This window comes from Mesobacillus thioparans, assembly GCF_965138835.1.
Lineage (GTDB): Bacteria > Bacillota > Bacilli > Bacillales > Cytobacillaceae > Mesobacillus > Mesobacillus thioparans.
In genome coordinates this window covers 51,004-71,271 of record NZ_CBCSFH010000001.1, presented here as the reverse complement: position 1 = coordinate 71,271, position 20,268 = coordinate 51,004, and the positions used below count along the sequence as shown (strand labels likewise).

The window sequence follows — 20,268 nt, the reverse complement described above, 5'->3', positions numbered from 1 at the left end:
AAATAGGAGGAAATAGGTTATGCCGGGAAAGTATGAAGGTAAGACTATCATTATCACAGGCGGTTCTAATGGAATTGGCAAAGGAATTGCCAGAGCATTTGCACAAGAACATGCGAATGTTTGTATCGCAGACATTGATGAATCCAGGGGAAAAGAAATGATATCTGACCTAAAAGAGATCGGCGGACAAGCAAGCTTTTATCAAACAGATGTCAGAAAAGAAAAAGACATTGTCAATCTTGTGGATAGTGTGTTAAGTGATTTTGGGAAGATCGATGTATTGATCAATAATGCCGGGGTGTCGAGATTCAAGCCGCTGTTCGAGCTGACTACTGAAGAGTGGGAGGATGTTGTATTTACCAATCTCAGGAGTGTATTTATCGGCTCACGGGAAGCTGCAAGAAGGATGGATAAAGACGGACGGATCATTAATATCGCGTCAACAAGGGCAACTATGTCTGAACCGAATTCCGAAGCGTATGCTTCCTCTAAAGGTGGAATTGTTGCGCTTACCCACGCTCTAGCCGCTTCGCTTCAAGAGAAAGGCATCACAGTGAACTCTATAAGCCCGGGCTGGATTCAGACAGTGGATTACGATGAATTGCGGGAGAAAGACCATCTGCAGCATTGGTCAAATCGTGTTGGAAAACCGGAGGATATCGCGAGGGCATGCCTGTATTTAGCGGATCCTGAAAATGATTTTATCAATGGCCAGGACATGATCATCGATGGAGGAATGACTCGTAAAATGATATATGAAGAATAAAAAAGAAAGGGAGTTGCTAAATTCGATAGCGCTCCCTTTTAACTTCATGAGAATTTATATAAAATAGAGGAAGAAAACATTTGGGAGAGAAGTTCTAAAATGAAATACTCAAAAAAGAAACCGAACAAGAGAAAGCAGATCCAACGAAATTTCAATCTCGCAATCCTATTGTTTGTTGCCTTCCTAGGTTTCTTCCTTTTTGATAGATTCCTTGATTTATATAATCAGAGTTTAAAGAAAATCAATGTAGGTGTGAGCAGTTCAATTGGCGACGTAGCGAAATATACCCCGATGATTGAAGAGGAATTGAAAAAGGTCGGCCTCGAGGAACACACTGTAACTGTTGCCGCACTAATGATGCAGGAAAGCAAAGGGAAGGGCGGCGATCCCATGCAAGCGTCCGAATCCATGGGGTTGGCACCTAATACGATCCAGGACCCGCAACAGAGCATACAGCAGGGTGTGAAGTATTTTCAAAGGGTTATGAATTACGGTGAAAAGATGCAAGTGGATTTTCCGACTGTTATCCAGGCATATAATATGGGAATCGGCTATATCGATTATGTTGCTCAAAATGGCAATAAGCACAGCGAGGAACTGGCAAAGAAATTTTCAATGATCCAGGTCGAGAAAAATCCGCAAACCTATAATTGCGGAGGCAACACGAATAATTTCCGCTATCCATATTGCTACGGCGATTTTACCTACAGCACTAAAGTGGCAAAGCACATGGAAAGCATTTCTGTCAGCAGTCCAGCTGGAATAAGTAAATCCTCACGAAAAACTTCATTTTAACTATACATCAGCGACCAAAAAACCACCCGGACAATGGGTGGTTTTTTCATAAATAAATATTTCCAATATGCAGGAAAATAGATTGATCTTGGGAAATATATTAGGAATAACTACCCATAATAATAATTAGGAGGTGTATCGTATGTTTGAGTATGGCAAGGATATTCCGTTAGAGGGTGCTTTGGTAAGCCAGGATGGCCAGCAGGAAAAAGCTGTTGAACAGCAAATCAGCAAAGGAACCATTTTCAGCTTTGAACACCGTAAGGATATTCCATTGGACGGAGTTAAATAAACAGTAAAAAAAGCCTGGAGACAGGCTTTTTTTGTTGCTCTAAAATTGTTTTGCCAGTTCGTTGGCGCGTTGGATTGCTTGCTGCTTGATTTCCTCTGCTTTGTCAGGCATAGCTGCCATTCCTTCGATTGCAAGTGTTTCGGCATCCTCTACTCCCATGAATGCGAGGACCGTGCGCAGGTAACGGTCGCCAAATTCCATTTCTTTTGCAGTTCCTTCTGAGTAAATACCGCCGCGTGCCTGGATATGGAGGGCTTTCTTGCCGCCGAGCAGCCCCACAGGTCCCTCTGCTGTATATTTAAACGTTTTTCCTGCAATTGCGATATTATCGATGTAAGCCTTCATTTTAGGAGGGAAGCTGAAGTTCCAAAATGGAGTTACAAAGACATACTTGTCTCCCGCAACGAACTGATCAGTCAGAGTGTTGATTGCGCTAACTTTGTGCTTTTCCTCGTCACTAAGATGTTCGAATGCGGAACCTTTCTGTAACTTGCCCCAGCCGCTGAAAACATCTGTATCGATAAACGGTACGTCCATTTTATAAAGGTCGAGTCTGACCACTTCATCTTCAGGATTGTTTTCGCGGTAAGCTTTAATGAATTCTTCACCAACCGATAAACTGAATGATTCCTCAACCGGTTTTGGGTTCGCAGTAATATAAAGTACAGTAGCCATGTATAGTCATCCTTTCTCTTTCAAAGTAACATTGATATATTCCCCTGAACAAGAACGAGTATTCCTCTTTTTCTGGAAATATGGTGGTAACTGCTAAATTCGTGACAACGGAATAAGGGAAATTTATAATAAAATGTAAGAAAGTTTTGAATTCGACAGGATTAGTGGATATTTTCGGCATCATTAGACAAACGCAGACCGATTGGTTTTCTATAATAAAGACAAAAGCTTGTCTGCAGAGGAGGGGATCACGTGAGATCCTATCAGCTATATCTAATTGAAGATGAATTTGCCTCCCATTATTTCGGAAGAGAACGGATGTTTTATCAATTGTTTTTAGAAAATAGTCAAGCTAAAGGTTATTTGAAATCAATCACATCTAAACAGGTAGACTTTGTGACGAGGCCGATTCCTGCTCTTAGAATACATCAGCTGCTGCATCAGCAGCTCTCAAAGACACAAGGATTTTATGTTGAGAACGGAACCTATGTATATGAAAACAAAACAAACGATAGTTCTGCCATTCTCAGGGTCCATGATAGATGGCTGGAGCTGGATTCCCATGGCCAGGTAGACACTGAAACAGTCTTCTTTGAAATCCTCCGCAAATGTGAATCATCCTTCCTTGCAATCGATCTTGAATCAAATAAATATGGTTGGCTGAAGCCAATCAAAGAGCGGAAATACGTGTAATTTTATCAAAAGCGGCTCCTAGAGACAGCTTTTTAATGGAATATGACAAAAAAGTTCATTAAAGAGTGTTTTTGATAGAGAAAAAAATACACAGATATTGTATAATAGCTGTTGGTTTAGTACACTGTATGTTAGACAACATGAAGGAGGAAGTTTTTATGGTATGGCAATTTATTCTAGTCGGTATACTGGCATTGGTTGTCGGTGTAGCGCTAGGATTTTTCATTGCTCGTAAATACATGGAGAGCTACTTAAAGAAAAATCCGCCAATCAATGAACAAATGCTAAAAATGATGATGATGCAAATGGGTATGAAACCATCCCAGAAGAAAATCAATCAAATGATGTCAGCAATGAATAAGCAGACAGGAAAATAATAAAGAAGGACAAGCACTCAATCTTCATGATGGGTGCTTTTCTTATTGTTTGTGGTTTTAATGGACATTTTGGAGCGGCCCAGAAGATGAAATGTCTAAGAAACAGTGTTTAATGGACATTTTGGAGNGGCTAAGAAGNTGAAATGTCTAAGAAACTCCCTTGCTTTTCAGAAGTATTTCTTGAATGTGCCTATCCAACTAATCAACAAAAATAACGCCAACAATAGGCGTTATTTTTGTTTATCTCCGGCCTTCTTTTTAACTCCTTGCTGAAAAATCGAGTCAAAAAACTCATCGGCTGTTTCCAATGTTCCGCCGTGCATTTGTCCGTCTGCACCTCGTTTGTTTTTATCACCATTAACGGGATTATGGATTCTGACCATTTAAAAGCACCTCCTGAAATTAGCCTTTGTCATGGCTGAGCATTTTAACCGGCGAAAGTAATTGTGAAACTTTGGCAGGATATCTTGTGACTGATAAAGAATATATGTCCCTAACAAACATAAAAAGGGGAACAGAGATGTATTAATATTTTAACGGACTGGTTATCCGGGAAGGAACGCATGGAGTTCCTGCGGATCAGGTTGAGAAGTTGTTCCAGGGCGCTGGGTGGGCAGGTAATATACCCGATTGGCAAAAAGAGAAGTCTTCACTGATCTTTAGGGATTCTACCTGGGCGTTCACGGTGTGGGACCAAAATGAGATGGTTGGTATGGTCAGAGTTATTTCCGATCAAATTATGGCTGCGAATATTATGGACCTGGCAGTTCTTTCAGAGTACGGGGGGAAAGGCATCGGAAGGAAGCTTGTGCAATTATGTCTTCAGAAATTGCCTCATGGAGACTGGTTCGCCCATACTTCCGCGAACAACTTCAGTTTTTATGAAAAGTGCGGTTTCGAGGTTAAGGATTTTTCTCAGAACGGAACTTGCGCATATTATGGATATATTCAGGCAAAAAAAGACGGGGATCGGTAAGAAAGCGGGTATCTGATCACCGAAACTCAAGATTTATGGATCGATTTGATATTTCGTTCATACCCTTTATGGTATAATTGGAATATCATTTTACGGAAAGAGAGAGCTGAAGAAATGTCTAAACAATATGATGATGCAGCAGCGGCGGAGAGTCAGCCCGAGTGGCTGCAAGCTTATGTTGAATCACCCGAAAAGCAGAAGGCTTTATACAAGAGAACCTTATTAATCGTTGTCCTATCCCAAATTTTTGGCGGTGCCGGTCTCGCTGCCGGAATTACGGTAGGTGCTTTGCTGGCCAAGGATATGCTTGGTACAGACACTGTGGCCGGACTTCCGACCGCCCTTTTCACTTTAGGATCAGCTGGTGCAGCACTCGTTGTCGGACGCCTTTCCCAGCAGTATGGCCGGCGCGCCGGGCTCGCTTCTGGATTTTTGACAGGTGGAATAGGTGCTATAGGCGTCATTATCGCTGCTGTTACCAATAATGTATATCTGCTGTTTGCCGCTCTGTTGGTTTATGGTGCAGGTAGTGCGACCAATTTGCAGGCTCGTTATGCAGGCACCGATTTGGCCAGTGCGAAACAGCGTGCAACAGCTGTCAGTATTGCGATGGTTTCGACAACATTTGGTGCTGTGGCCGGGCCGAACCTAGTCGATGTGATGGGAAAATTCGCAATATCGGTAGGAGTTCCCGCTTTATCCGGCCCATTCATTTTGGCCGCCGCAGCTTATATAGTTGCAGGTCTGGTCCTCTTATTTTTCCTTCGTCCTGATCCATTTGTCGTTGCACGGGCAATAGCGTTGGCAGAACGGAATGCCAGAGTCACAAGCCGCGAATTCATCGAGGAAGAAGAAGCAACAGATAAACGGGGTATTGCTGTTGCTGCACTGATCATGGTACTGACCCAGATGGTGATGGTGGCTATCATGACCATGACTCCAGTGCATATGGGCAGGCATGGCCATGGATTGAGTGCTGTCGGGATGGTCATCGGTTTCCATATCGGGGCCATGTATCTTCCATCTTTACTGACAGGAGTGCTTGTGGATAAAATCGGACGCGCGGCAATGGCTGTTGCCTCAGGAGTTACATTGCTCGCTTCAGGCATTATGGCTGCATATGCCCCGGGTGAGTCCATGCTCTGGATTACCCTGGCCCTCATCTTGCTGGGGCTGGGCTGGAACTTTGGGCTGATCAGCGGTACAGCATTGCTTGTCGATGCAACCAATCCAACCAACCGGGCAAAAATGCAGGGCACCATTGATGTTATGGTCGCTTTGTCAGGAGCGTCTGGCGGAATGTTATCAGGCATGGTCGTCGCTAATTCGAGCTTTGCGTTCTTATCGTTGGCAGGCGGAGTGCTATCCCTGGTGTTAATACCATTTGTGATTTGGTCGAATAGAAATTGAGGAGTCTTTTCCAAAATGAATTTGGTCCGAGGTATTAAATAACTTGTTTACAGGGATCAAATTTGCGTATGAATTGGTTTCCCTTTTTTTCTATAAAAATGGTTCTTTTAGCACCAACTTTTACATGAAATTCGTCCTGCGACTTCATAAAACCCGCCGACCGGCAGACAGCCGTAGCTTCTTTCTGAATCATAAGGATAAATAGAATAAGGGGATACATATGAGTTATTACGTTAAAGTAATTCTAGGTTTCATAGCCCTGGATTTATATTTGAACTTGGGAATTGCTAAATCAAGCCAATTTTATATTCAGGTAATATTAGTGCTTTTGTTTTTCCCATTATTGAAGGGGATTTTAACGCTTACCAAAGTAAAAGAGTATAAAAAGATTGGAATAAATTTTCATCAAAATTGGTGGAAAAATATGATGATTGGGTTTATGCTCGGTTTTTCGTTTTGGCTCATGAAGTACATACTCGTATATCTTTTCGGTGGATTTAAGATTGCAGGTGTAATGCCGTTCCCAAAGATGATTACATCACTTCTTATGATAATGCTCATATTTTTAGTCGGATCCTTTTTAAATGACATCATCGTGCGGGGGTTTGTTTTTGGGCATTTAATAGGGAAAATACCTGTGAGATGGGTGTTCATAATTTCCCTTCTGCTTTATTCCCTCGACGACACATGGAATGAAGGGTTCAGTATGTCCAACACGGTGTTTTCTCTTATCCTCGGGTTATCATTGACCTATGCAATTTTTAAAACCGGGTCACTTTGGTTGAATACCGGCATTCACTGGGGGTTGAACGTCTGCTATGGCATTTTTAACGGCCCTCTCGGCAGCACGGATGGGGGAATTATCATCACGAAGTATGAACAGTCAACCATATTTCTAGAAATGATCGGCTACATTGTACCTTTCGTGATGTTTTTGTTCGTATATTTGCTTCGAAACAAGTTTGAAAGAGAAAAGTGCTAGGAAGTTTTTATGAATGTGCGCAAGAATATGTCAATTGCTTTTTTTTACCGAAAGCTTTTTAGGAATTATAATGATTAATGGTGAACATAACTGATAAAATTCTTGAAAGTGTGATTTGATGAAAAAATTAGTCCTGCTAAGTGATGTCAGCATTAATAATCCTGCTCTAGTCAGCAGAATCAGGGAGTTACTTTCTACAAGGCCTTTTAAGCTTGCTTATGTTCCTTCGAAAACTGATAAGGAAAGAAGGTATTTTGCTAAAGGGAAGCAGGAGTTGGAGAGGCTGGGTGTTTCGGACTTCTTATATTTCGATGTCGACCAGGAGTTCGATGAAAGAAAGCTGGAAGAATTCAAACGTTGTGACGGCATTTTTTTGTCTGGTGGAAATACGTTCTCATTTTTAAAAATTCTACAGGAACGGAATATGCTAACACTGATAAAGAAGATGGCACTAGAGGGGAAGCCATTAATCGGTGTCAGTGCAGGAAGCATAATCATGACCATGTCCATTAAAATAGCTGCATTTCTTGATGAAAACGAAGTGAAATTAGATGATTTGCATGGTCTGGAACTTGTCGGGTTCGAATTCGTGCCTCATTGGGGCGATCCAGAAGTTAATCCGGAAAAGCTATTGGAATATTCCGCCCTAAATGATGAACGAATATATCTATGTAACGATGGAGATGGGATCGTCATCGATAACGGCAATATCGAAATTTATGGAGAACTGCAGCAGATTCGAAACGGGCATAGGAAAAAGGCATTGTAATTGCACAATGCCTTTTGTTTATACCAGTTCTTTTATCTTTGAAACGACGTCCTTGGGGCTGAATGGCTTTAAGATGTATTCGCTGGCACCTAATTCTTCTCCGCGTTTAAGGTCCTGCGCCTCCCCTTTGGCAGAAAGCATGATCACGGGTGTAGATTTGGTCTTCCTGATTTCCTCCAACACTGAAAATCCATCCATCCCGGGCATTAAAATGTCTAGGATGATAATATCGAATGATTCATGCTTTGCTTTTTCCAATGCTTCTATTCCATTGTTAGCAACATCGACCACGAAAGACTCCCTTTCCAGGTACATCTTTAACAAATGGCTAATCCGCTGCTCATCCTCAGCAACCAGTACTCTCTTTCCCATATTTTCCCCCTGAAAGTTCTTTGTTTAATGTAAGTATACACTATTGTGGTGTTGTTTTCTTGTCTGCTAGGAGTGTGATCACGATAAAATTTATTGATTTCGAATATTGTGTGTGCTATTATGTGACCTATAATATTTTAATTCATACTATACTTATAGGAATTATATAAATTAAAAGCGGGTGACGAATATGGGCAGGGAATTTATCCCATTGTTTGATGATTGGGCAGAAAATTATGACCAGACAGTGGCTGGCCACGATGCTGAATATAAAGAAGTATTCGAAGATTATGATAGAATATTACAAGCAGTAGCATCGAAGTCAAAAGGGACCGTTCTGGAATTTGGAGTAGGCACAGGAAATCTTACGGAAAAGTTGATCTCATTAGGAAGAGTGGTTTTCGGTGTCGAGCCTTCAAAAGTAATGAGGGAGAAAACGAAAGCGAGATTTTTGGATATTGACTTATATGACGGGGATTTTATTCAGTTCCCTGAATTGCCCCAAAAAGTTGATTCAATCGTCAGCACCTATGCTTTTCACCATCTGACAGATGAAGAAAAGGATATCGCCATCAAACTTTATAGCGACATATTAGGTGACGAAGGAAAGATTGTATTTGCTGATACCGCTTTTTTAGATGAGAAGGATCGCAAAGATCGTCATCGAATCGTAAAACAGCAGGGTTTCGAAAATCTCCTTGAAGACCTCGAACGAGAGTATTATACGACTCTTGAAGTACTGAAACATCTTTTCCAAAAAAACGGTTTTGAGGTTCGTTTTGAAAAGATGAATCCCTATGTTTGGCTGATGGAGGCTGTTAAGAAAAACAAAAATTAAAGACAGTATTGGAGAGTTGCAGCAATGAGAATTGGAATTATCGGTGCAATGGATGAAGAAGTGGATTTGCTTCGCAGTAAAATGGCAGACATCGAAGAGATTAATCTTGCCGGAAGTGAATTTTACAATGGCAAGATTGATAACCAGGAAGTTGTACTGCTAAAGTCGGGAATTGGGAAAGTAAATGCGGCAATGGGAACAGCCTTGTTGATTGAAAAGTTCCAGCCTGATGTCATCATCAATACAGGTTCTGCCGGTGGCTTCCACAAAGAGCTGAATGTCGGGGATGTCGTCATCTCGACAGAGGTAAGGCACCATGACGTAGACGTTACAATCTTCGGGTATGAATATGGCCAGGTGCCAAGAATGCCTGCCTTTTTTTCACCGGATGACAAACTGGTAACTGTCGCTGAAAAAAGTGCAGAAAAAATCAATGACATTCAGGTCGTGAAGGGCTTGATTGCATCAGGTGATTCTTTTATGAGCGACCCTGAGAGGGTTGAATTCGTCAGGAGCAAGCTGCCTCAATTGTATGCTGCGGAAATGGAAGCAGCAGCAATCGCCCAGGTTGCCCATCAATTCGAAGTGCCATTTGTCATCATCAGGTCTTTATCAGACATTGCTGGGAAGGACTCGAATGTTTCGTTCGACCAATTCCTTGAAACGGCCGCTAAAAATTCTGCAGAACTAATTTTACTAATGTTAGAGGAGCTGAAGAAGTAATGGTTAAGAAAATGAATGTAGAAAGCTTTAATCTGGATCATACGAAAGTCGTAGCACCTTATGTCAGGCTTGCGGGAACGACTCAGGGGGCGAGTGGGGACGTCATTCATAAGTATGACATCCGCTTCTGCCAGCCGAACAAGGAGCATATGGAAATGCCTGGTCTCCACTCACTTGAGCATTTAATGGCTGAGAATATCCGCAACCATCATGATACAGTTGTCGACATCAGCCCAATGGGATGCCAGACTGGATTCTACCTTTCTGTGATCAATCATGATGATTACGACAATATCCTCGAGGTACTGGAAAAGACTTTAAAAGATGTACTTGAGGCAGATGAGGTACCCGCGTGCAACGAAATCCAGTGCGGCTGGGCGGCAAGCCACAGCTTAGAGGGAGCTAAAGAAATCGCTGCGAAAATGCTGGAAAAGAAAGATGAATGGCGCCAGGTTTTTGCTGAATAAGGAGAGTTAAAAACAATGACGGTTTACCGCAGTATCCATGAATTGATTGGAAATACGCCGATGATCGAACTGACTCAATTCGATCTGCCAGCCGGGGTTCAACTTTTTGCAAAGCTGGAATACCTGAATCCGGGCGGCAGTATTAAAGACCGCCTCGGAATCGAATTTATCAATGGGGCATTTTGTACCGGGAAATTGGCAGCAGGTGGGACATTGATTGAGCCGACTGCTGGAAATACTGGTATCGGGCTTGCATTGGCGGCGATCAATAAAGGCATTAATGTAGTCTTTGTGGTTCCGGAAAAATTCAGTATCGAAAAGCAGGCGATCATGAAGGCGCTAGGAGCAAAAATCATCCACACACCGACTTCAGAAGGAATGGAGGGTGCCATCCGAAAAGCAGAGCAGCTACTTTCGGAGATCCCCAATTCCTATTCGCCGTCGCAATTTTCCAATCCAGCCAACCCCGAAACCTATTATAAAACATTGGGACCCGAAATTTGGGAAGACCTGGATGGAGAGATTGATATTTTCGTAGCTGGTGCCGGTACTGGAGGGACTTTCATGGGTACTGCAAGGTTTTTAAAAGAGAAGGATCCAACAGTAAAGACCGTCATTGTTGAACCAGAAGGATCCATTCTAAACGGGGGTGCAGCTGGTTCTCATAAAACAGAAGGCATAGGGATGGAATTTCTTCCTACTTATATGGACACTTCTTATTTTGATGAGATTTACACTGTCTTAGACCAAGATGCATTTGATCGTGTGAAAGAACTTGCGGCTAATGAAGGAATACTTGCTGCGAGTTCATCTGGCTCAGCTCTTCATGCAGCTTTACAGGAAGCACGGAAAGCCCCTCCAGGCACCAAAATCGTAACCATCTTTCCTGATGGAAGCGAGCGTTATTTAAGCAAAAAAATATACGAGGGGGGAATTTAAATGAAACGCAAAACAAAACTAATCCACGGTGGAATTCCGGGTGACAAGACCACTGGTGCTGTATCCTTTCCAATATACCAGGTAAGTACTTACAAACAAGAAGGTGTCGGGGTTCATAGCGGCTATGAATATTCACGGACAGGGAACCCGACGAGATTTGCCCTAGAGGAACTAATCAAGGATCTGGAAGATGGGAACCGAGGATTTGCTTTTGGCTCAGGAATGGCGGCGATTACTGCCGTAATGATGTTATTCGATTCAGGTGACCATATTGTCCTGACCGATGACGTTTATGGCGGAACCTATCGGGTCATGAATAAAGTTCTCAACAGGGTTGGCATAGAATCAACATTTGTGGACACAACTGACCTGGAGGCTGTCAGATCGGCTATCCAGCCAAACACAAAGGCCTTATATATCGAGACACCAACAAACCCGCTTTTGAAGGTCACCGATATTAAAGCAAGTGCACAACTGGCAAAAGAACATGGTTTGCTGACCATCGTTGACAATACCTTCAGCACGCCATACTGGCAAACCCCATTGAATTTAGGCGCAGATATCGTCCTACATTCGGCCACTAAATATCTCGGCGGCCATAGTGATGTGGTAGCAGGTCTGGTTGTCGTGAATGATGAACAGCTCGCGGAAGATCTTCATTTTGTCCAAAACTCTACCGGTGGGATTTTAGGGCCTCAGGATTCCTGGCTGCTGGTCAGGGGAATCAAGACATTGGGCCTGCGGATGGAAGCACATGAGGCGAACACAAAGAAAATCGTCGAGTTTCTTTCTGGTCATGAGAAAGTAGAAAGAGTCTATTACCCAGGTCTAGAATCCCATCCACAGCACTCAATCGCAAAGGAGCAGGCAGACGGATTTGGCGGAATGGTGAGCTTTGACGTAGGAAGTGCAGAAAAAGCAGCGGAGGTTCTCAGTCGAGTCCAATACTTCACACTTGCTGAAAGCCTCGGAGCAGTCGAAAGTTTGATTTCTGTTCCCGCAAAAATGACCCACGCCTCCATTCCGGCAGAGAGAAGGGCTGAGTTGGGAATCACCGACGGCCTGATCCGTATATCTGTCGGGATTGAAGATGTGGAGGATTTGCTAGAGGATTTGAAGCAGGCTTTACAATAGAAGGAAGCTAGTCTGTTAAGCTCTGAAAATGTGATTAATTAGCTTGATTGGCGTCGTTAAAATCCTATATTAGGGAAATAGTGCAACCAATAGAGCTCATTGGAACACTGGAAATCCAGTATTAGGGAAATGGNGTNACCAATAGAGCTTATTGGAACACTGGAAATCCAGTATTAGGGAAATGGTGTAACCAATANAGCTTATTGGGACACGGAAAATCCAGTATTAGGAAAAAAGTGTAACCAATAGAGCTCATTGGGACACTAATAATCCAGTATCAGGAAAATGGAGTAACCAATAGAGCTGATTGGAGCACCAAAAATCCAGATACAGTAAAAACAAGTCACCAATAAAACGGCTTTCATTCCATAGAAAAGAGGCACCAATACGCTTGGCGCCTCTTTCTTCCATTTCTACAAACCTATGAAGCTTTTTGTCCGGCAAAGGTAGGTTCCTTAACTGCTTTAGTCTCTTTGAAAACATTAAAAACGAGATTCAATGCGATGGCTGTCAGGCTTCCGGCGACGATTCCGTTGTCTGTCAGGATGCGGATGCTGGATGGCATCTGTGAAAATAACTCTGGTACGGCTGTGACTCCGAGTCCCATTCCGACAGAGCATGCGATGATCAATAGGTTTTCCTGTGAAGAGAATTCCACTTTGCTGAGCATCTTGATTCCGTAGGCAACGACCATACCGAACATCGCGACCATTGCTCCGCCGAGTACTGGAGTTGGGATGATCGTGGTCAGCGCGCCAATTTTAGGCATCAATCCGAGGAGAACCAGGAAGAACCCTGCTGTATAGATGACATTCTTTGACTTAACCCCTGACATTTGCAGGAGGCCAACATTTTGCGAATATGTTGTATAAGGGAAGGCGTTAAAGAATGCACCAAGGATGATTGCGAGCCCTTCTGCACGATAACCATTCTCCAGATCTTTTTCCTCTAACTTTTCATCACATATATCTCCGAGTGCAAAGTAGACTCCTGTGGATTCCACTAAACTAACCACTGCAACTAGGATCATCGTCAGGATGGCGGATACCTCGAATGTAGGAAGTCCGAAGTAAAAAGGAGCTGGCATGTGGAACCACGATGCTTCCTTAACAGCTGAAAAATCAACCATTCCCATAAAATAGGCAACAACTGTTCCTGCAGCCAGTCCAAGCAAAATGGCTATGGCACGGATAAATCCTTTGAAGAAACGGAATAGAACAATAATGAAAAGCAATGTCCCAAAAGCAAGGCTGATATTTGAGAGGGAACCAAAGTCAGGACTTCCCTGGCCGCCTGCCATATTATTCATGGCAACTGGAATCAGGGTGATTCCGATGATCGTGACCACAGATCCGGTGACAACAGGTGGGAAAAACCGGACCAGCTTCCCAAAGAACTTTGATATAGCAACTACGAAAATTCCTGAAATCAGAATCGACCCATAGATTGCTGAGATACCGTATTGCCCGCCAATGGCAATCATCGGTCCTACTGCTGTAAAAGTACAGCCAAGCATGACTGGAAGGCCGATTCCGAAAAACTTGTTCCGCCAAACCTGAAGGAGGGTAGCGATGCCGCACATGAAAATATCGATTGAAACCAAATACGTTAGTTGTTCCCCTGAAAGCCCAAGCGCGCCGCCAACAATCAGAGGGACGATGACCGCGCCTGCGTACATAGCCAAAACATGCTGGATTCCTAAAGAAGCAATTTTAAATGGATTCTGTTTCATCGTGTTAGTTCCGCCTTTCCTTCTTCAGTAATTTCAAATTCTACGATGCCGTTTTTAAGTGAATGAATGACCGCAAGTGATTCAACCCGGTAGCCTTCTTCCCGCAACAGGCGGCCGCCATCCTGGAATCCTTTTTCAATTACGATTCCAAAACCTGCAATCGATGCTCTGGCTTTGTTCACTATCTCTGCCAGTCCCAATGCCGCTTGTCCATTTGCCAGAAAATCATCAATAATTAACACCTTATCATTCTCGCTCAGGAATTTACTCGACACAGAGATCTCATTGCTCTCTTGCTTCGTAAAAGAGTAAACAGATGCTGTAATCAGATCATTTACGAGAGTAAGAGACTTTCTTTTCCTTGCAAAAACAACTGGTACCTGTAAGTGGAGTCCTGCCATGACAGCCGGTGCGATACCGGAAGATTCAATGGTTACGATTTTCGTAATCCCTGATCCAGAAAATCTTCTGGCAAACTCTGATCCGATTTCATTCATAAGATCCGGATCGATCTGATGATTCAGGAAAGAGTCCACTTTTAGAATGGATGACGAAAGGACACTCCCATCGTTTTTGATTTTTTCAATTAGCTGTTCCATGTTAATCCTCCTCTTTTTATCCGAGCCGATAAAAAAAGCCCGAAGTCCATGCATTCACGTCATAACTGAGTGAAGCAATGGTCTTGGGCTTTTGAATTGCAGCTGCAGACAAGAAGAGGGCAGAATTTGCCTCTTCCATTGCTCACTCATAGTCAGATCATTTACGGTAATCCGGTAGAAACTTGCAGGCCATATCCCTGCGATTATATGAGTGAATGAATTAAGTTATAGTCATTATAACACCATTTTTGCATTCTTCAACCACTAAAACCGTATTTTCGTATTTAAATTACTAGGTAATGTTCGCTTTTTAGCCAAATAACTTTAAGGATTCGAAATTCATAAAAGAAAAAATCTTCCCCATTTTACAAATATTTGATAAACTATTTAAGCATTTGAGGTGTATGGGGGATATACATATGAGCGTATTCAAGGATTTATTATGGTACTTTAAGTCAGAGAAAAAAGCTTACCTAACAGGGGTTTTCCTGTTGCTGTTCGTAGCACTGCTCCAGCTTGTGCCGCCCCGGGTGATCGGGATTATCGTAGATGAAATTACGAACGGGACTCTTACGGCAGGAAAGCTGGGCAAATGGATTGTCGTGCTGGCGGCTTCGGGATTGGCGATGTATTCGCTCCGTTATTACTGGAGAATCATGATTTTCGGTTCAGCGGTAAAACTGTCCCGATTGTTAAGGAACCGTTTGTATGCGCATTTCACGAGTATGTCGCAGTCCTTTTACCAGAAAAGAAGGACAGGGGATTTGATGGCCCATGCAACCAATGATTTGTCCGCAATCCAGCAGACGGCAGGTGCAGGTGTCCTGACGTTCGTTGACTCAGTTTCCACCGGCGGGTTTGTCATCATTACCATGGCAGCGACCATCAGCTGGAAGCTGACCTTGATCGCCTTGATTCCAATGCCATTCATGGCCATGCTGACAAGCTGGTACGGAACCATGCTTCATAAAAGATTCCATAAGGCTCAGGAAGCATTTTCCGATCTGAATGACAAGACACAGGAAAGCATCACAGGCATAAAAGTAATTAAAACCTTTGGCCAGGAAAGCGAAGATATCGAGGATTTTCGAAAGCAGTCCGAGGATGTCGTGAACAAGAACATCTCGGTTGCAAAAGTGGATGCTCTATTTGACCCAACAATCTCCATCATAGTCGGGATCTCTTTTTTCCTGTCAATTGCGTTTGGATCTAGATATGTACTGAACGGAGAGTTGACGATCGGGCAGCTGGTTTCCTTTACATCCTATCTCGGACTATTGGTTTGGCCGATGCTGGCATTCGGCTGGTTTTTCAATATTGTCGAGCGTGGGCGGGCGTCGTATGACCGTGTCTCTGCATTGCTTGATGAAAAGATCGACATTCAGGACAAAGCCGATGCCCTGGATATCGTGCCAGAGGGAGATATTCAATATAATATTGAATCATTTGTTTATCCGGGTGACCCCGAACCGATTTTGAAAAAAGTCAAATTTGGGCTAGGAAAAGGACAGACACTAGGAATTGTCGGAAAAACGGGAGCAGGAAAGACTACACTGCTGAAACTGCTGATCAGGGAATTCGACCTTTCGAATGGCAGCATCGCCATTGGCGGCAGGAATATCGAGGACTATAAGATTGACCGGCTGAGGCAGGCAATCGGCTATGTTCCTCAGGATCATTTCCTTTTTTCAGCCACAGTCGAGGAAAACATCGCTTTTGCAAATCCATCTGTCGAGAAGGATGTCATTCATAATTCGGCCAAAGTGGCGAACATCCATGATGACATACTTGAATTTACTGATGGCTACAAGACGGTGGTTGGGGAGCGCGGCGTATCTCTCTCAGGAGGGCAAAAGCAACGGATTTCCATTGCGCGTGCCCTCGTTATGAATCCTGAAATCCTGATTCTCGACGATTCGCTGTCAGCAGTCGATGCAAAGACCGAGGAACAGATTCTTTCTGCATTGAAAGAGAACCGGAAAGGTAAAACAACGATTATCACTGCTCATCGATTGAGTGCGATCCATCATGCCGACTTGATCCTTGTCCTTGAAGAGGGCCGAATAGCTGAACGCGGGACACATGATCAGCTAATGGAGCAAGATGGCTGGTACAAGGACATGTATTTGAGGCAGCAGCTTGAAGAACTCGTCGAGCAGGGAGGGTGACCATGGAAAAAATGCCTGTATTAAACGCAAAAGAGCAGCGGTCGGTGCTGTTCCGGCTTCTTGCATATGCTAAGCCGCATGTAAAAATGATTTCTATTGCCTTTGGATTCCTGCTGCTTGCGACTGTCGGGGATGTCCTCGGGCCGATTTTAGTGAAAATTTTCATCGATGATTATCTGAGGGAAGGCTATTTGCCTTTCGAACCGTTATTGCTGCTCGGGTCAGCTTACATCGGGATCCAAATCCTCAATGTGCTTGTTTCCTATTTTCAGCTTTTGAAGTTCCAGGAAATCGCGCTGAAAATTATCCAGCAGATGAGGATTGATGTCTTCACGAAGGTCCAGCAATTAGGGTTGAAGTATTTTGATAAAACGCCCGCAGGCTCGCTTGTATCAAGGGTCACGAATGATACTGAGGCGATCAAGGATATGTTTGTCAGTGTGATAGCGACCTTTATCCAGAGCGGGATCTTGTTGTTGGGTATTTTCGTGGCGATGTTCATCCTGAACGTCAAACTGGCTTTGTTCACGATGCTCATTTTGCCGTTCATTGTGTTCATCATGAGCTTGTATCGTAAGTTGAGCTCGAAGTTTTATCAGGATATGCGTGAGCGGCTCAGCCAATTGAATGCCAAGCTCAGTGAATCACTCCAGGGAATGTCTATCATACAGATGTTCCGCCAGGAGGAAAGGCTGAAAAAGGAATTCGGTGATATCAATGATAAGCATTTCGAGGCCGGGATGAGGAACATCAAGGCAGACGGGCTGCTTTTGCGCCCTGCGGTTGACCTCGTGTATATTCTTGCGTTGATCATCGTGCTCAGCTTTTTCGGGATCACTTCCTTTGACAGCCCGATTGAAATCGGGGTCCTCTATGCATTCATCAATTATCTGGACCGTTTTTTCGAACCGGTGAACAATATGATGATGCGACTTTCCATGTACCAGCAGGCGATTGTTGCTGCTTCACGGGTGTTCAAGCTGCTTGATGAAGAGGAGCTTGCACCGGCACAGACTGGAACGGAATCGGACAAAATCAATGATGGCAAAATCGAATTCAAGGATGTTAGTTTTTCCTATGATGGCAAGCGGGATGTCCTGAAAAACATCAGTTTTACTGTAAAACCTGGGGAGACGATTGCTTTTGTTGGTCACACCGGGAGCGGCAAGAGCTCGATCATCAATCTGCTGATGCGATTCTATGAATTTGAGCGCGGCGAGATTTTGGTCGATGACCATTCCATCAAGAATTATCCGGTGAAAGAGCTGCGGGATAAGATGGGCCTCGTGCTGCAGGATCCATTCTTATTCTATGGTACGATTGGGGATAATGTCAGGCTGCATAATCAGGCTTTGAGTGATAAGGATATCAAGCAGGCGGCTGAATTCGTCCAGGCAGATGCTTTCATCGACAAGCTTGAAAATGGTTATGGACATAAGGTTACGGAGAGAGGATCGACTTTTTCGAGTGGACAAAGGCAGCTAATCGCATTCGCCAGGACAATCGCCGCGAATCCGAAGGTCCTTGTTCTCGACGAAGCAACGGCAAATATCGATACCGAAACGGAAGAAGCTATCCAGACAGCACTCGCGAAAATGCGAAAGGGCAGGACAACGATTGCCATCGCACACCGGCTGTCAACCATACAGGATGCAGACCAGATCATCGTCCTTCATCACGGGAAAATCGTTGAGCGCGGGACACATCAGGAATTGATATCCCACCAGGGGCTTTACCATAAGATGTACCTGCTTCAGAATGGTTCAGTTGAACGGTTAGAGGATGTTGTGGGATAATAAAAAAATAAAACAGCTACAACGCCTGCTGCGTTTAGCTGTTTTTTTAATGTGCTGGAATTTTTTTAATATAGACGCGATTATATTCATTCAACAGTTCGTCGAGTTCCTGGCTGTAATGAATGGCGATCGTTGAATTCAAACCGTTCTTTGAGGCGATTTCAATCAGCTCTTCCCGCTTTTTCTCTATAAGGGTAATCAGTTGCTCTTTAGACAATGTGAAAATCCTCTCTGTTATATGTTTCAACAGTATATTATGTAAAATCGTTATAAATATAGAAATTATTACAAGTGCTATATTATTATATAGCATATACTGGGAAATTTCAAAAGAAACATTTGTAAAATATTTTCCTGTAAAAATAAGACACTAAAGTTTATTACCCAATTTTTTAAAAGTTAAACATCATTTTTATAGAATTAATAAATTGTTCACAGTTCAACTATGATAATAGTGAAAATAATTTGTTAAAATGGGATTATCGAATATGGACTGGAGATGGAAAGATGTCAGATATCAATATTTTTATCGCTATGGGAGCCGGCTTCCTTAGCTTTATTTCTCCATGCTGTTTGCCGCTTTATCCCGCATTTTTATCCTATATTACAGGAATGTCGGTCGGTGAACTGAAAAGTGAAAACGCCATGCTACAGAGACGGAGCCTGTTCCATACATTATTTTTCCTGCTCGGCTTCTCGGTGATTTTCATCGCAATTGGCTTTGGAACCTCGTTCATTGGCCAGTTCTTCATCCAATACCAAGATCTGATCCGTCAGCTTGGCGCGATATTCATTGTGGCTTTCGGTCTGATTGTAATTGGCTTCTTTAAGCCAGAGTTCCTGATGAAAGACAGGAAGATTGAGTTCAAGAATCGACCATCCGGTTACTTTGGATCGTCATTGATCGGTATGGCATTTGCTGCAGGCTGGACACCTTGTACCGGACCAATTCTTGCATCAGTCATCCTGCTTGCAAGCTCGAACCCGGGATCAGGCATGCTTTATATGATTGCGTATACTCTCGGATTTGCCATTCCGTTCTTCATTCTTTCTTTTTTCATCGGAAAAATGCAGTGGATTCGCAAGCATAATGTAAAAATTGTGAAAATCGGCGGTTATATCATGATTCTCGTAGGTATCATGCTATTCTTTGACTGGATGACAAAATTAATTTCAATTCTTTCCATGCTGTTTGGCGATTTTTCAGGGTTTTAGCAAATATTGACCCCGCGTTTTTATATATGAGAATTTTGTCGGTGTCTTTACATTGAAAATAATGACTATTTATAGTTATATAGTAATTAGGGGAAATTTAACAGATTAATATACTTGTTGTGATTGTCGGGGAGGATACAGCAATGGCCAGAATTTTGATAGTTGACGACGCAAAGTTTATGAGGATCACCTTAACCAATATTCTGAAGAAAGCGGATCACGAAATAGTAGGAGAAGCTGAAAACGGACGTGAGGCAGTCATGCTGTATCGCGAGCTTAAGCCCGATCTTGTGACAATGGATATAACAATGCCTGAAATGAGCGGTCTCGATGCTGTAAAAGAAATCAAAAAGGATTTCAAGGATGCAAAAATCATCATGTGTTCAGCGATGGGCCAGCAGAAGATGGTGGTAGATGCCATCGAAGCGGGAGCGAAGGATTTTATTGTGAAGCCATTCGATGATTCCCAGGTAGTCGACTCAGTATCAAGAGTCCTAAGATAAATAATAGCCATTTAAGTGTATCTTAAATGGCTATTTTTCATTATAAT

24 protein-coding genes and 1 riboswitch are annotated in these 20,268 nt (G+C 43.1%); of the genes, 18 read left to right on the top strand and 6 right to left on the bottom strand.

What is annotated here, in order from left to right; all coding sequences use genetic code 11:
* Positions 1-19: 19 nt before the first annotated feature.
* The 3 genes from ACNAZ4_RS00445 to ACNAZ4_RS00435 all read left to right on the top strand — a co-directional run bounded on the left by ACNAZ4_RS00445 (position 20) and on the right by ACNAZ4_RS00435 (position 1,853).
* Positions 20-766 carry an SDR family NAD(P)-dependent oxidoreductase gene (locus tag ACNAZ4_RS00445; protein WP_415812234.1) on the top strand — a complete coding sequence of 249 codons (747 nt, stop codon included), beginning with the start codon at positions 20-22 and terminating at the stop codon, positions 764-766.
* A gap of 99 nt (positions 767-865) precedes the next feature.
* Positions 866-1,561 carry a lysozyme family protein gene (locus tag ACNAZ4_RS00440; protein ID WP_415812233.1) on the top strand — a complete coding sequence of 232 codons (696 nt, stop codon included), beginning with the start codon at positions 866-868 and terminating at the stop codon, positions 1,559-1,561.
* Between the two features lie 142 nt (positions 1,562-1,703).
* A complete protein-coding gene (locus ACNAZ4_RS00435) occupies positions 1,704-1,853 on the top strand; it encodes a hypothetical protein (protein WP_415812232.1) in 150 nt (49 codons plus the stop codon).
* A 39-nt stretch (positions 1,854-1,892) separates the two neighbouring features.
* On the opposite strand, the gene ACNAZ4_RS00430 is transcribed toward ACNAZ4_RS00435, so the two are convergent.
* The gene (locus ACNAZ4_RS00430) at positions 1,893-2,528 is read right to left on the bottom strand and encodes an FMN-dependent NADH-azoreductase (RefSeq protein WP_415812231.1); all 636 of its coding nucleotides are present in this window, start codon (positions 2,526-2,528) and stop codon (positions 1,893-1,895) included.
* Between the two features lie 252 nt (positions 2,529-2,780).
* Between ACNAZ4_RS00430 and sirA the strand changes: the two genes are divergently transcribed.
* Both sirA and ACNAZ4_RS00420 read left to right on the top strand, forming a co-directional pair.
* On the top strand, positions 2,781-3,221 hold the full coding sequence (gene sirA, locus ACNAZ4_RS00425; RefSeq protein WP_415812230.1) for a sporulation inhibitor of replication protein SirA: 441 nt from the start codon (positions 2,781-2,783) through the stop codon (positions 3,219-3,221).
* A 158-nt stretch (positions 3,222-3,379) separates the two neighbouring features.
* The gene (locus tag ACNAZ4_RS00420; RefSeq protein ID WP_415812229.1) at positions 3,380-3,598 is read left to right on the top strand and encodes a YneF family protein; all 219 of its coding nucleotides are present in this window, start codon (positions 3,380-3,382) and stop codon (positions 3,596-3,598) included.
* Positions 3,599-3,828: 230 nt separating this feature from the next.
* On the opposite strand, the gene ACNAZ4_RS00415 is transcribed toward ACNAZ4_RS00420, so the two are convergent.
* Positions 3,829-3,981, bottom strand: coding sequence for a hypothetical protein (locus ACNAZ4_RS00415; RefSeq protein WP_415812228.1), 153 nt, complete (start codon positions 3,979-3,981; stop codon positions 3,829-3,831).
* Positions 3,982-4,139: 158 nt separating this feature from the next.
* On the opposite strand from ACNAZ4_RS00415, the gene ACNAZ4_RS00410 reads away from it, so the two are divergent.
* From ACNAZ4_RS00410 to ACNAZ4_RS00395, 4 genes are all read left to right on the top strand, one after another.
* Positions 4,140-4,574: a GNAT family N-acetyltransferase gene (locus ACNAZ4_RS00410; RefSeq protein ID WP_415812966.1), complete on the top strand. Its 435-nt coding sequence runs from the start codon at positions 4,140-4,142 to the stop codon at positions 4,572-4,574.
* A 114-nt stretch (positions 4,575-4,688) separates the two neighbouring features.
* Positions 4,689-5,984 (top strand): MFS transporter, encoded by a 1,296-nt coding sequence (locus ACNAZ4_RS00405; protein ID WP_415812227.1) that lies wholly within the window; start codon positions 4,689-4,691, stop codon positions 5,982-5,984.
* A 424-nt stretch (positions 5,985-6,408) separates the two neighbouring features.
* Positions 6,409-6,966, top strand: coding sequence for a CPBP family intramembrane glutamic endopeptidase (locus ACNAZ4_RS00400; RefSeq protein ID WP_415812226.1), 558 nt, complete (start codon positions 6,409-6,411; stop codon positions 6,964-6,966).
* Positions 6,967-7,084: 118 nt separating this feature from the next.
* Positions 7,085-7,735 (top strand): Type 1 glutamine amidotransferase-like domain-containing protein, encoded by a 651-nt coding sequence (locus ACNAZ4_RS00395; RefSeq protein WP_415812225.1) that lies wholly within the window; start codon positions 7,085-7,087, stop codon positions 7,733-7,735.
* A gap of 18 nt (positions 7,736-7,753) precedes the next feature.
* Here ACNAZ4_RS00395 and ACNAZ4_RS00390 read toward each other — a convergent pair whose 3' ends face one another.
* Positions 7,754-8,107: a response regulator transcription factor gene (locus tag ACNAZ4_RS00390; RefSeq protein WP_415812224.1), complete on the bottom strand. Its 354-nt coding sequence runs from the start codon at positions 8,105-8,107 to the stop codon at positions 7,754-7,756.
* Positions 8,108-8,297: 190 nt separating this feature from the next.
* Here ACNAZ4_RS00390 and ACNAZ4_RS00385 point away from each other — a divergent pair, with 190 nt between their 5' ends.
* The 5 genes from ACNAZ4_RS00385 to ACNAZ4_RS00365 are packed head-to-tail and all read left to right on the top strand — an operon-like array spanning position 8,298 to position 12,208.
* Entirely contained in the window at positions 8,298-8,945 is a 648-nt protein-coding gene (locus ACNAZ4_RS00385) for a class I SAM-dependent DNA methyltransferase (RefSeq protein WP_415812223.1), read from the top strand.
* Between the two features lie 24 nt (positions 8,946-8,969).
* Positions 8,970-9,668, top strand: a complete 699-nt coding sequence (gene mtnN, locus ACNAZ4_RS00380; protein WP_415812222.1) for a 5'-methylthioadenosine/S-adenosylhomocysteine nucleosidase — start codon at positions 8,970-8,972, stop codon at positions 9,666-9,668.
* Complete coding sequence (locus ACNAZ4_RS00375; RefSeq protein WP_415812221.1) at positions 9,668-10,135, top strand: S-ribosylhomocysteine lyase; 468 nt, start codon at positions 9,668-9,670, stop codon at positions 10,133-10,135. Before mtnN ends, ACNAZ4_RS00375 begins: the two co-directional genes overlap by 1 nt.
* Positions 10,136-10,150: 15 nt before the next feature.
* Positions 10,151-11,074, top strand: coding sequence for a PLP-dependent cysteine synthase family protein (locus ACNAZ4_RS00370; protein WP_415812220.1), 924 nt, complete (start codon positions 10,151-10,153; stop codon positions 11,072-11,074).
* Positions 11,075-12,208 (top strand): bifunctional cystathionine gamma-lyase/homocysteine desulfhydrase, encoded by a 1,134-nt coding sequence (locus ACNAZ4_RS00365; RefSeq protein WP_415812219.1) that lies wholly within the window; start codon positions 11,075-11,077, stop codon positions 12,206-12,208.
* Positions 12,209-12,629: 421 nt separating this feature from the next.
* Here ACNAZ4_RS00365 and ACNAZ4_RS00360 read toward each other — a convergent pair whose 3' ends face one another.
* Together ACNAZ4_RS00360 and ACNAZ4_RS00355 are read right to left on the bottom strand one after the other, a co-directional pair.
* Positions 12,630-13,940 (bottom strand): nucleobase:cation symporter-2 family protein, encoded by a 1,311-nt coding sequence (locus ACNAZ4_RS00360; protein ID WP_415812218.1) that lies wholly within the window; start codon positions 13,938-13,940, stop codon positions 12,630-12,632.
* The gene (locus ACNAZ4_RS00355) at positions 13,937-14,539 is read right to left on the bottom strand and encodes a xanthine phosphoribosyltransferase (protein WP_415812217.1); all 603 of its coding nucleotides are present in this window, start codon (positions 14,537-14,539) and stop codon (positions 13,937-13,939) included. The genes ACNAZ4_RS00360 and ACNAZ4_RS00355 overlap by 4 nt, the downstream gene beginning before the upstream one ends.
* 129 nt (positions 14,540-14,668) lie before the next feature.
* Positions 14,669-14,770: riboswitch (purine riboswitch) on the bottom strand.
* A 188-nt stretch (positions 14,771-14,958) separates the two neighbouring features.
* On the opposite strand from ACNAZ4_RS00355, the gene ACNAZ4_RS00350 reads away from it, so the two are divergent.
* Both ACNAZ4_RS00350 and ACNAZ4_RS00345 read left to right on the top strand, forming a co-directional pair.
* Positions 14,959-16,707, top strand: a complete 1,749-nt coding sequence (locus ACNAZ4_RS00350; protein WP_415812216.1) for an ABC transporter transmembrane domain-containing protein — start codon at positions 14,959-14,961, stop codon at positions 16,705-16,707.
* Between the two features lie 2 nt (positions 16,708-16,709).
* Complete coding sequence (locus ACNAZ4_RS00345) at positions 16,710-18,503, top strand: ABC transporter ATP-binding protein (RefSeq protein ID WP_415812215.1); 1,794 nt, start codon at positions 16,710-16,712, stop codon at positions 18,501-18,503.
* Positions 18,504-18,549: 46 nt separating this feature from the next.
* Here the strand turns inward: ACNAZ4_RS00345 and ACNAZ4_RS00340 are convergent, their stop codons facing one another.
* Entirely contained in the window at positions 18,550-18,720 is a 171-nt protein-coding gene (locus tag ACNAZ4_RS00340; RefSeq protein ID WP_214707077.1) for an aspartyl-phosphate phosphatase Spo0E family protein, read from the bottom strand.
* A gap of 290 nt (positions 18,721-19,010) precedes the next feature.
* On the opposite strand from ACNAZ4_RS00340, the gene ACNAZ4_RS00335 reads away from it, so the two are divergent.
* Positions 19,011-19,718 (top strand): cytochrome c biogenesis CcdA family protein, encoded by a 708-nt coding sequence (locus ACNAZ4_RS00335; protein WP_415812214.1) that lies wholly within the window; start codon positions 19,011-19,013, stop codon positions 19,716-19,718.
* Between the two features lie 143 nt (positions 19,719-19,861).
* The gene (locus ACNAZ4_RS00330) at positions 19,862-20,221 is read left to right on the top strand and encodes a response regulator (protein ID WP_415812213.1); all 360 of its coding nucleotides are present in this window, start codon (positions 19,862-19,864) and stop codon (positions 20,219-20,221) included.
* The last annotated feature ends 47 nt before the right edge of the window (positions 20,222-20,268 follow it).

Excerpts from the sequence above, each read along its gene's own strand:
- ACNAZ4_RS00445 (WP_415812234.1), top strand. The coding sequence starts at position 20 with ATGCCGGGAAAGTATGAAGGTAAGACTATCATTATCACAGGCGGTTCT.
- ACNAZ4_RS00440 (WP_415812233.1), top strand. The coding sequence starts at position 866 with ATGAAATACTCAAAAAAGAAACCGAACAAGAGAAAGCAGATCCAACGA.
- ACNAZ4_RS00435 (WP_415812232.1), top strand. The coding sequence starts at position 1,704 with ATGTTTGAGTATGGCAAGGATATTCCGTTAGAGGGTGCTTTGGTAAGC.
- ACNAZ4_RS00430 (WP_415812231.1), bottom strand. The coding sequence starts at position 2,528 with ATGGCTACTGTACTTTATATTACTGCGAACCCAAAACCGGTTGAGGAA.
- ACNAZ4_RS00420 (WP_415812229.1), top strand. The coding sequence starts at position 3,380 with ATGGTATGGCAATTTATTCTAGTCGGTATACTGGCATTGGTTGTCGGT.
- ACNAZ4_RS00415 (WP_415812228.1), bottom strand. The coding sequence starts at position 3,981 with ATGGTCAGAATCCATAATCCCGTTAATGGTGATAAAAACAAACGAGGT.
- ACNAZ4_RS00405 (WP_415812227.1), top strand. The coding sequence starts at position 4,689 with ATGTCTAAACAATATGATGATGCAGCAGCGGCGGAGAGTCAGCCCGAG.
- ACNAZ4_RS00400 (WP_415812226.1), top strand. The coding sequence starts at position 6,409 with ATGATGATTGGGTTTATGCTCGGTTTTTCGTTTTGGCTCATGAAGTAC.
- ACNAZ4_RS00395 (WP_415812225.1), top strand. The coding sequence starts at position 7,085 with ATGAAAAAATTAGTCCTGCTAAGTGATGTCAGCATTAATAATCCTGCT.
- ACNAZ4_RS00390 (WP_415812224.1), bottom strand. The coding sequence starts at position 8,107 with ATGGGAAAGAGAGTACTGGTTGCTGAGGATGAGCAGCGGATTAGCCAT.
- ACNAZ4_RS00385 (WP_415812223.1), top strand. The coding sequence starts at position 8,298 with ATGGGCAGGGAATTTATCCCATTGTTTGATGATTGGGCAGAAAATTAT.
- mtnN (WP_415812222.1), top strand. The coding sequence starts at position 8,970 with ATGAGAATTGGAATTATCGGTGCAATGGATGAAGAAGTGGATTTGCTT.
- ACNAZ4_RS00375 (WP_415812221.1), top strand. The coding sequence starts at position 9,668 with ATGGTTAAGAAAATGAATGTAGAAAGCTTTAATCTGGATCATACGAAA.
- ACNAZ4_RS00370 (WP_415812220.1), top strand. The coding sequence starts at position 10,151 with ATGACGGTTTACCGCAGTATCCATGAATTGATTGGAAATACGCCGATG.
- ACNAZ4_RS00365 (WP_415812219.1), top strand. The coding sequence starts at position 11,075 with ATGAAACGCAAAACAAAACTAATCCACGGTGGAATTCCGGGTGACAAG.
- ACNAZ4_RS00360 (WP_415812218.1), bottom strand. The coding sequence starts at position 13,940 with ATGAAACAGAATCCATTTAAAATTGCTTCTTTAGGAATCCAGCATGTT.
- ACNAZ4_RS00355 (WP_415812217.1), bottom strand. The coding sequence starts at position 14,539 with ATGGAACAGCTAATTGAAAAAATCAAAAACGATGGGAGTGTCCTTTCG.
- ACNAZ4_RS00350 (WP_415812216.1), top strand. The coding sequence starts at position 14,959 with ATGAGCGTATTCAAGGATTTATTATGGTACTTTAAGTCAGAGAAAAAA.
- ACNAZ4_RS00345 (WP_415812215.1), top strand. The coding sequence starts at position 16,710 with ATGGAAAAAATGCCTGTATTAAACGCAAAAGAGCAGCGGTCGGTGCTG.
- ACNAZ4_RS00335 (WP_415812214.1), top strand. The coding sequence starts at position 19,011 with ATGTCAGATATCAATATTTTTATCGCTATGGGAGCCGGCTTCCTTAGC.
- ACNAZ4_RS00330 (WP_415812213.1), top strand. The coding sequence starts at position 19,862 with ATGGCCAGAATTTTGATAGTTGACGACGCAAAGTTTATGAGGATCACC.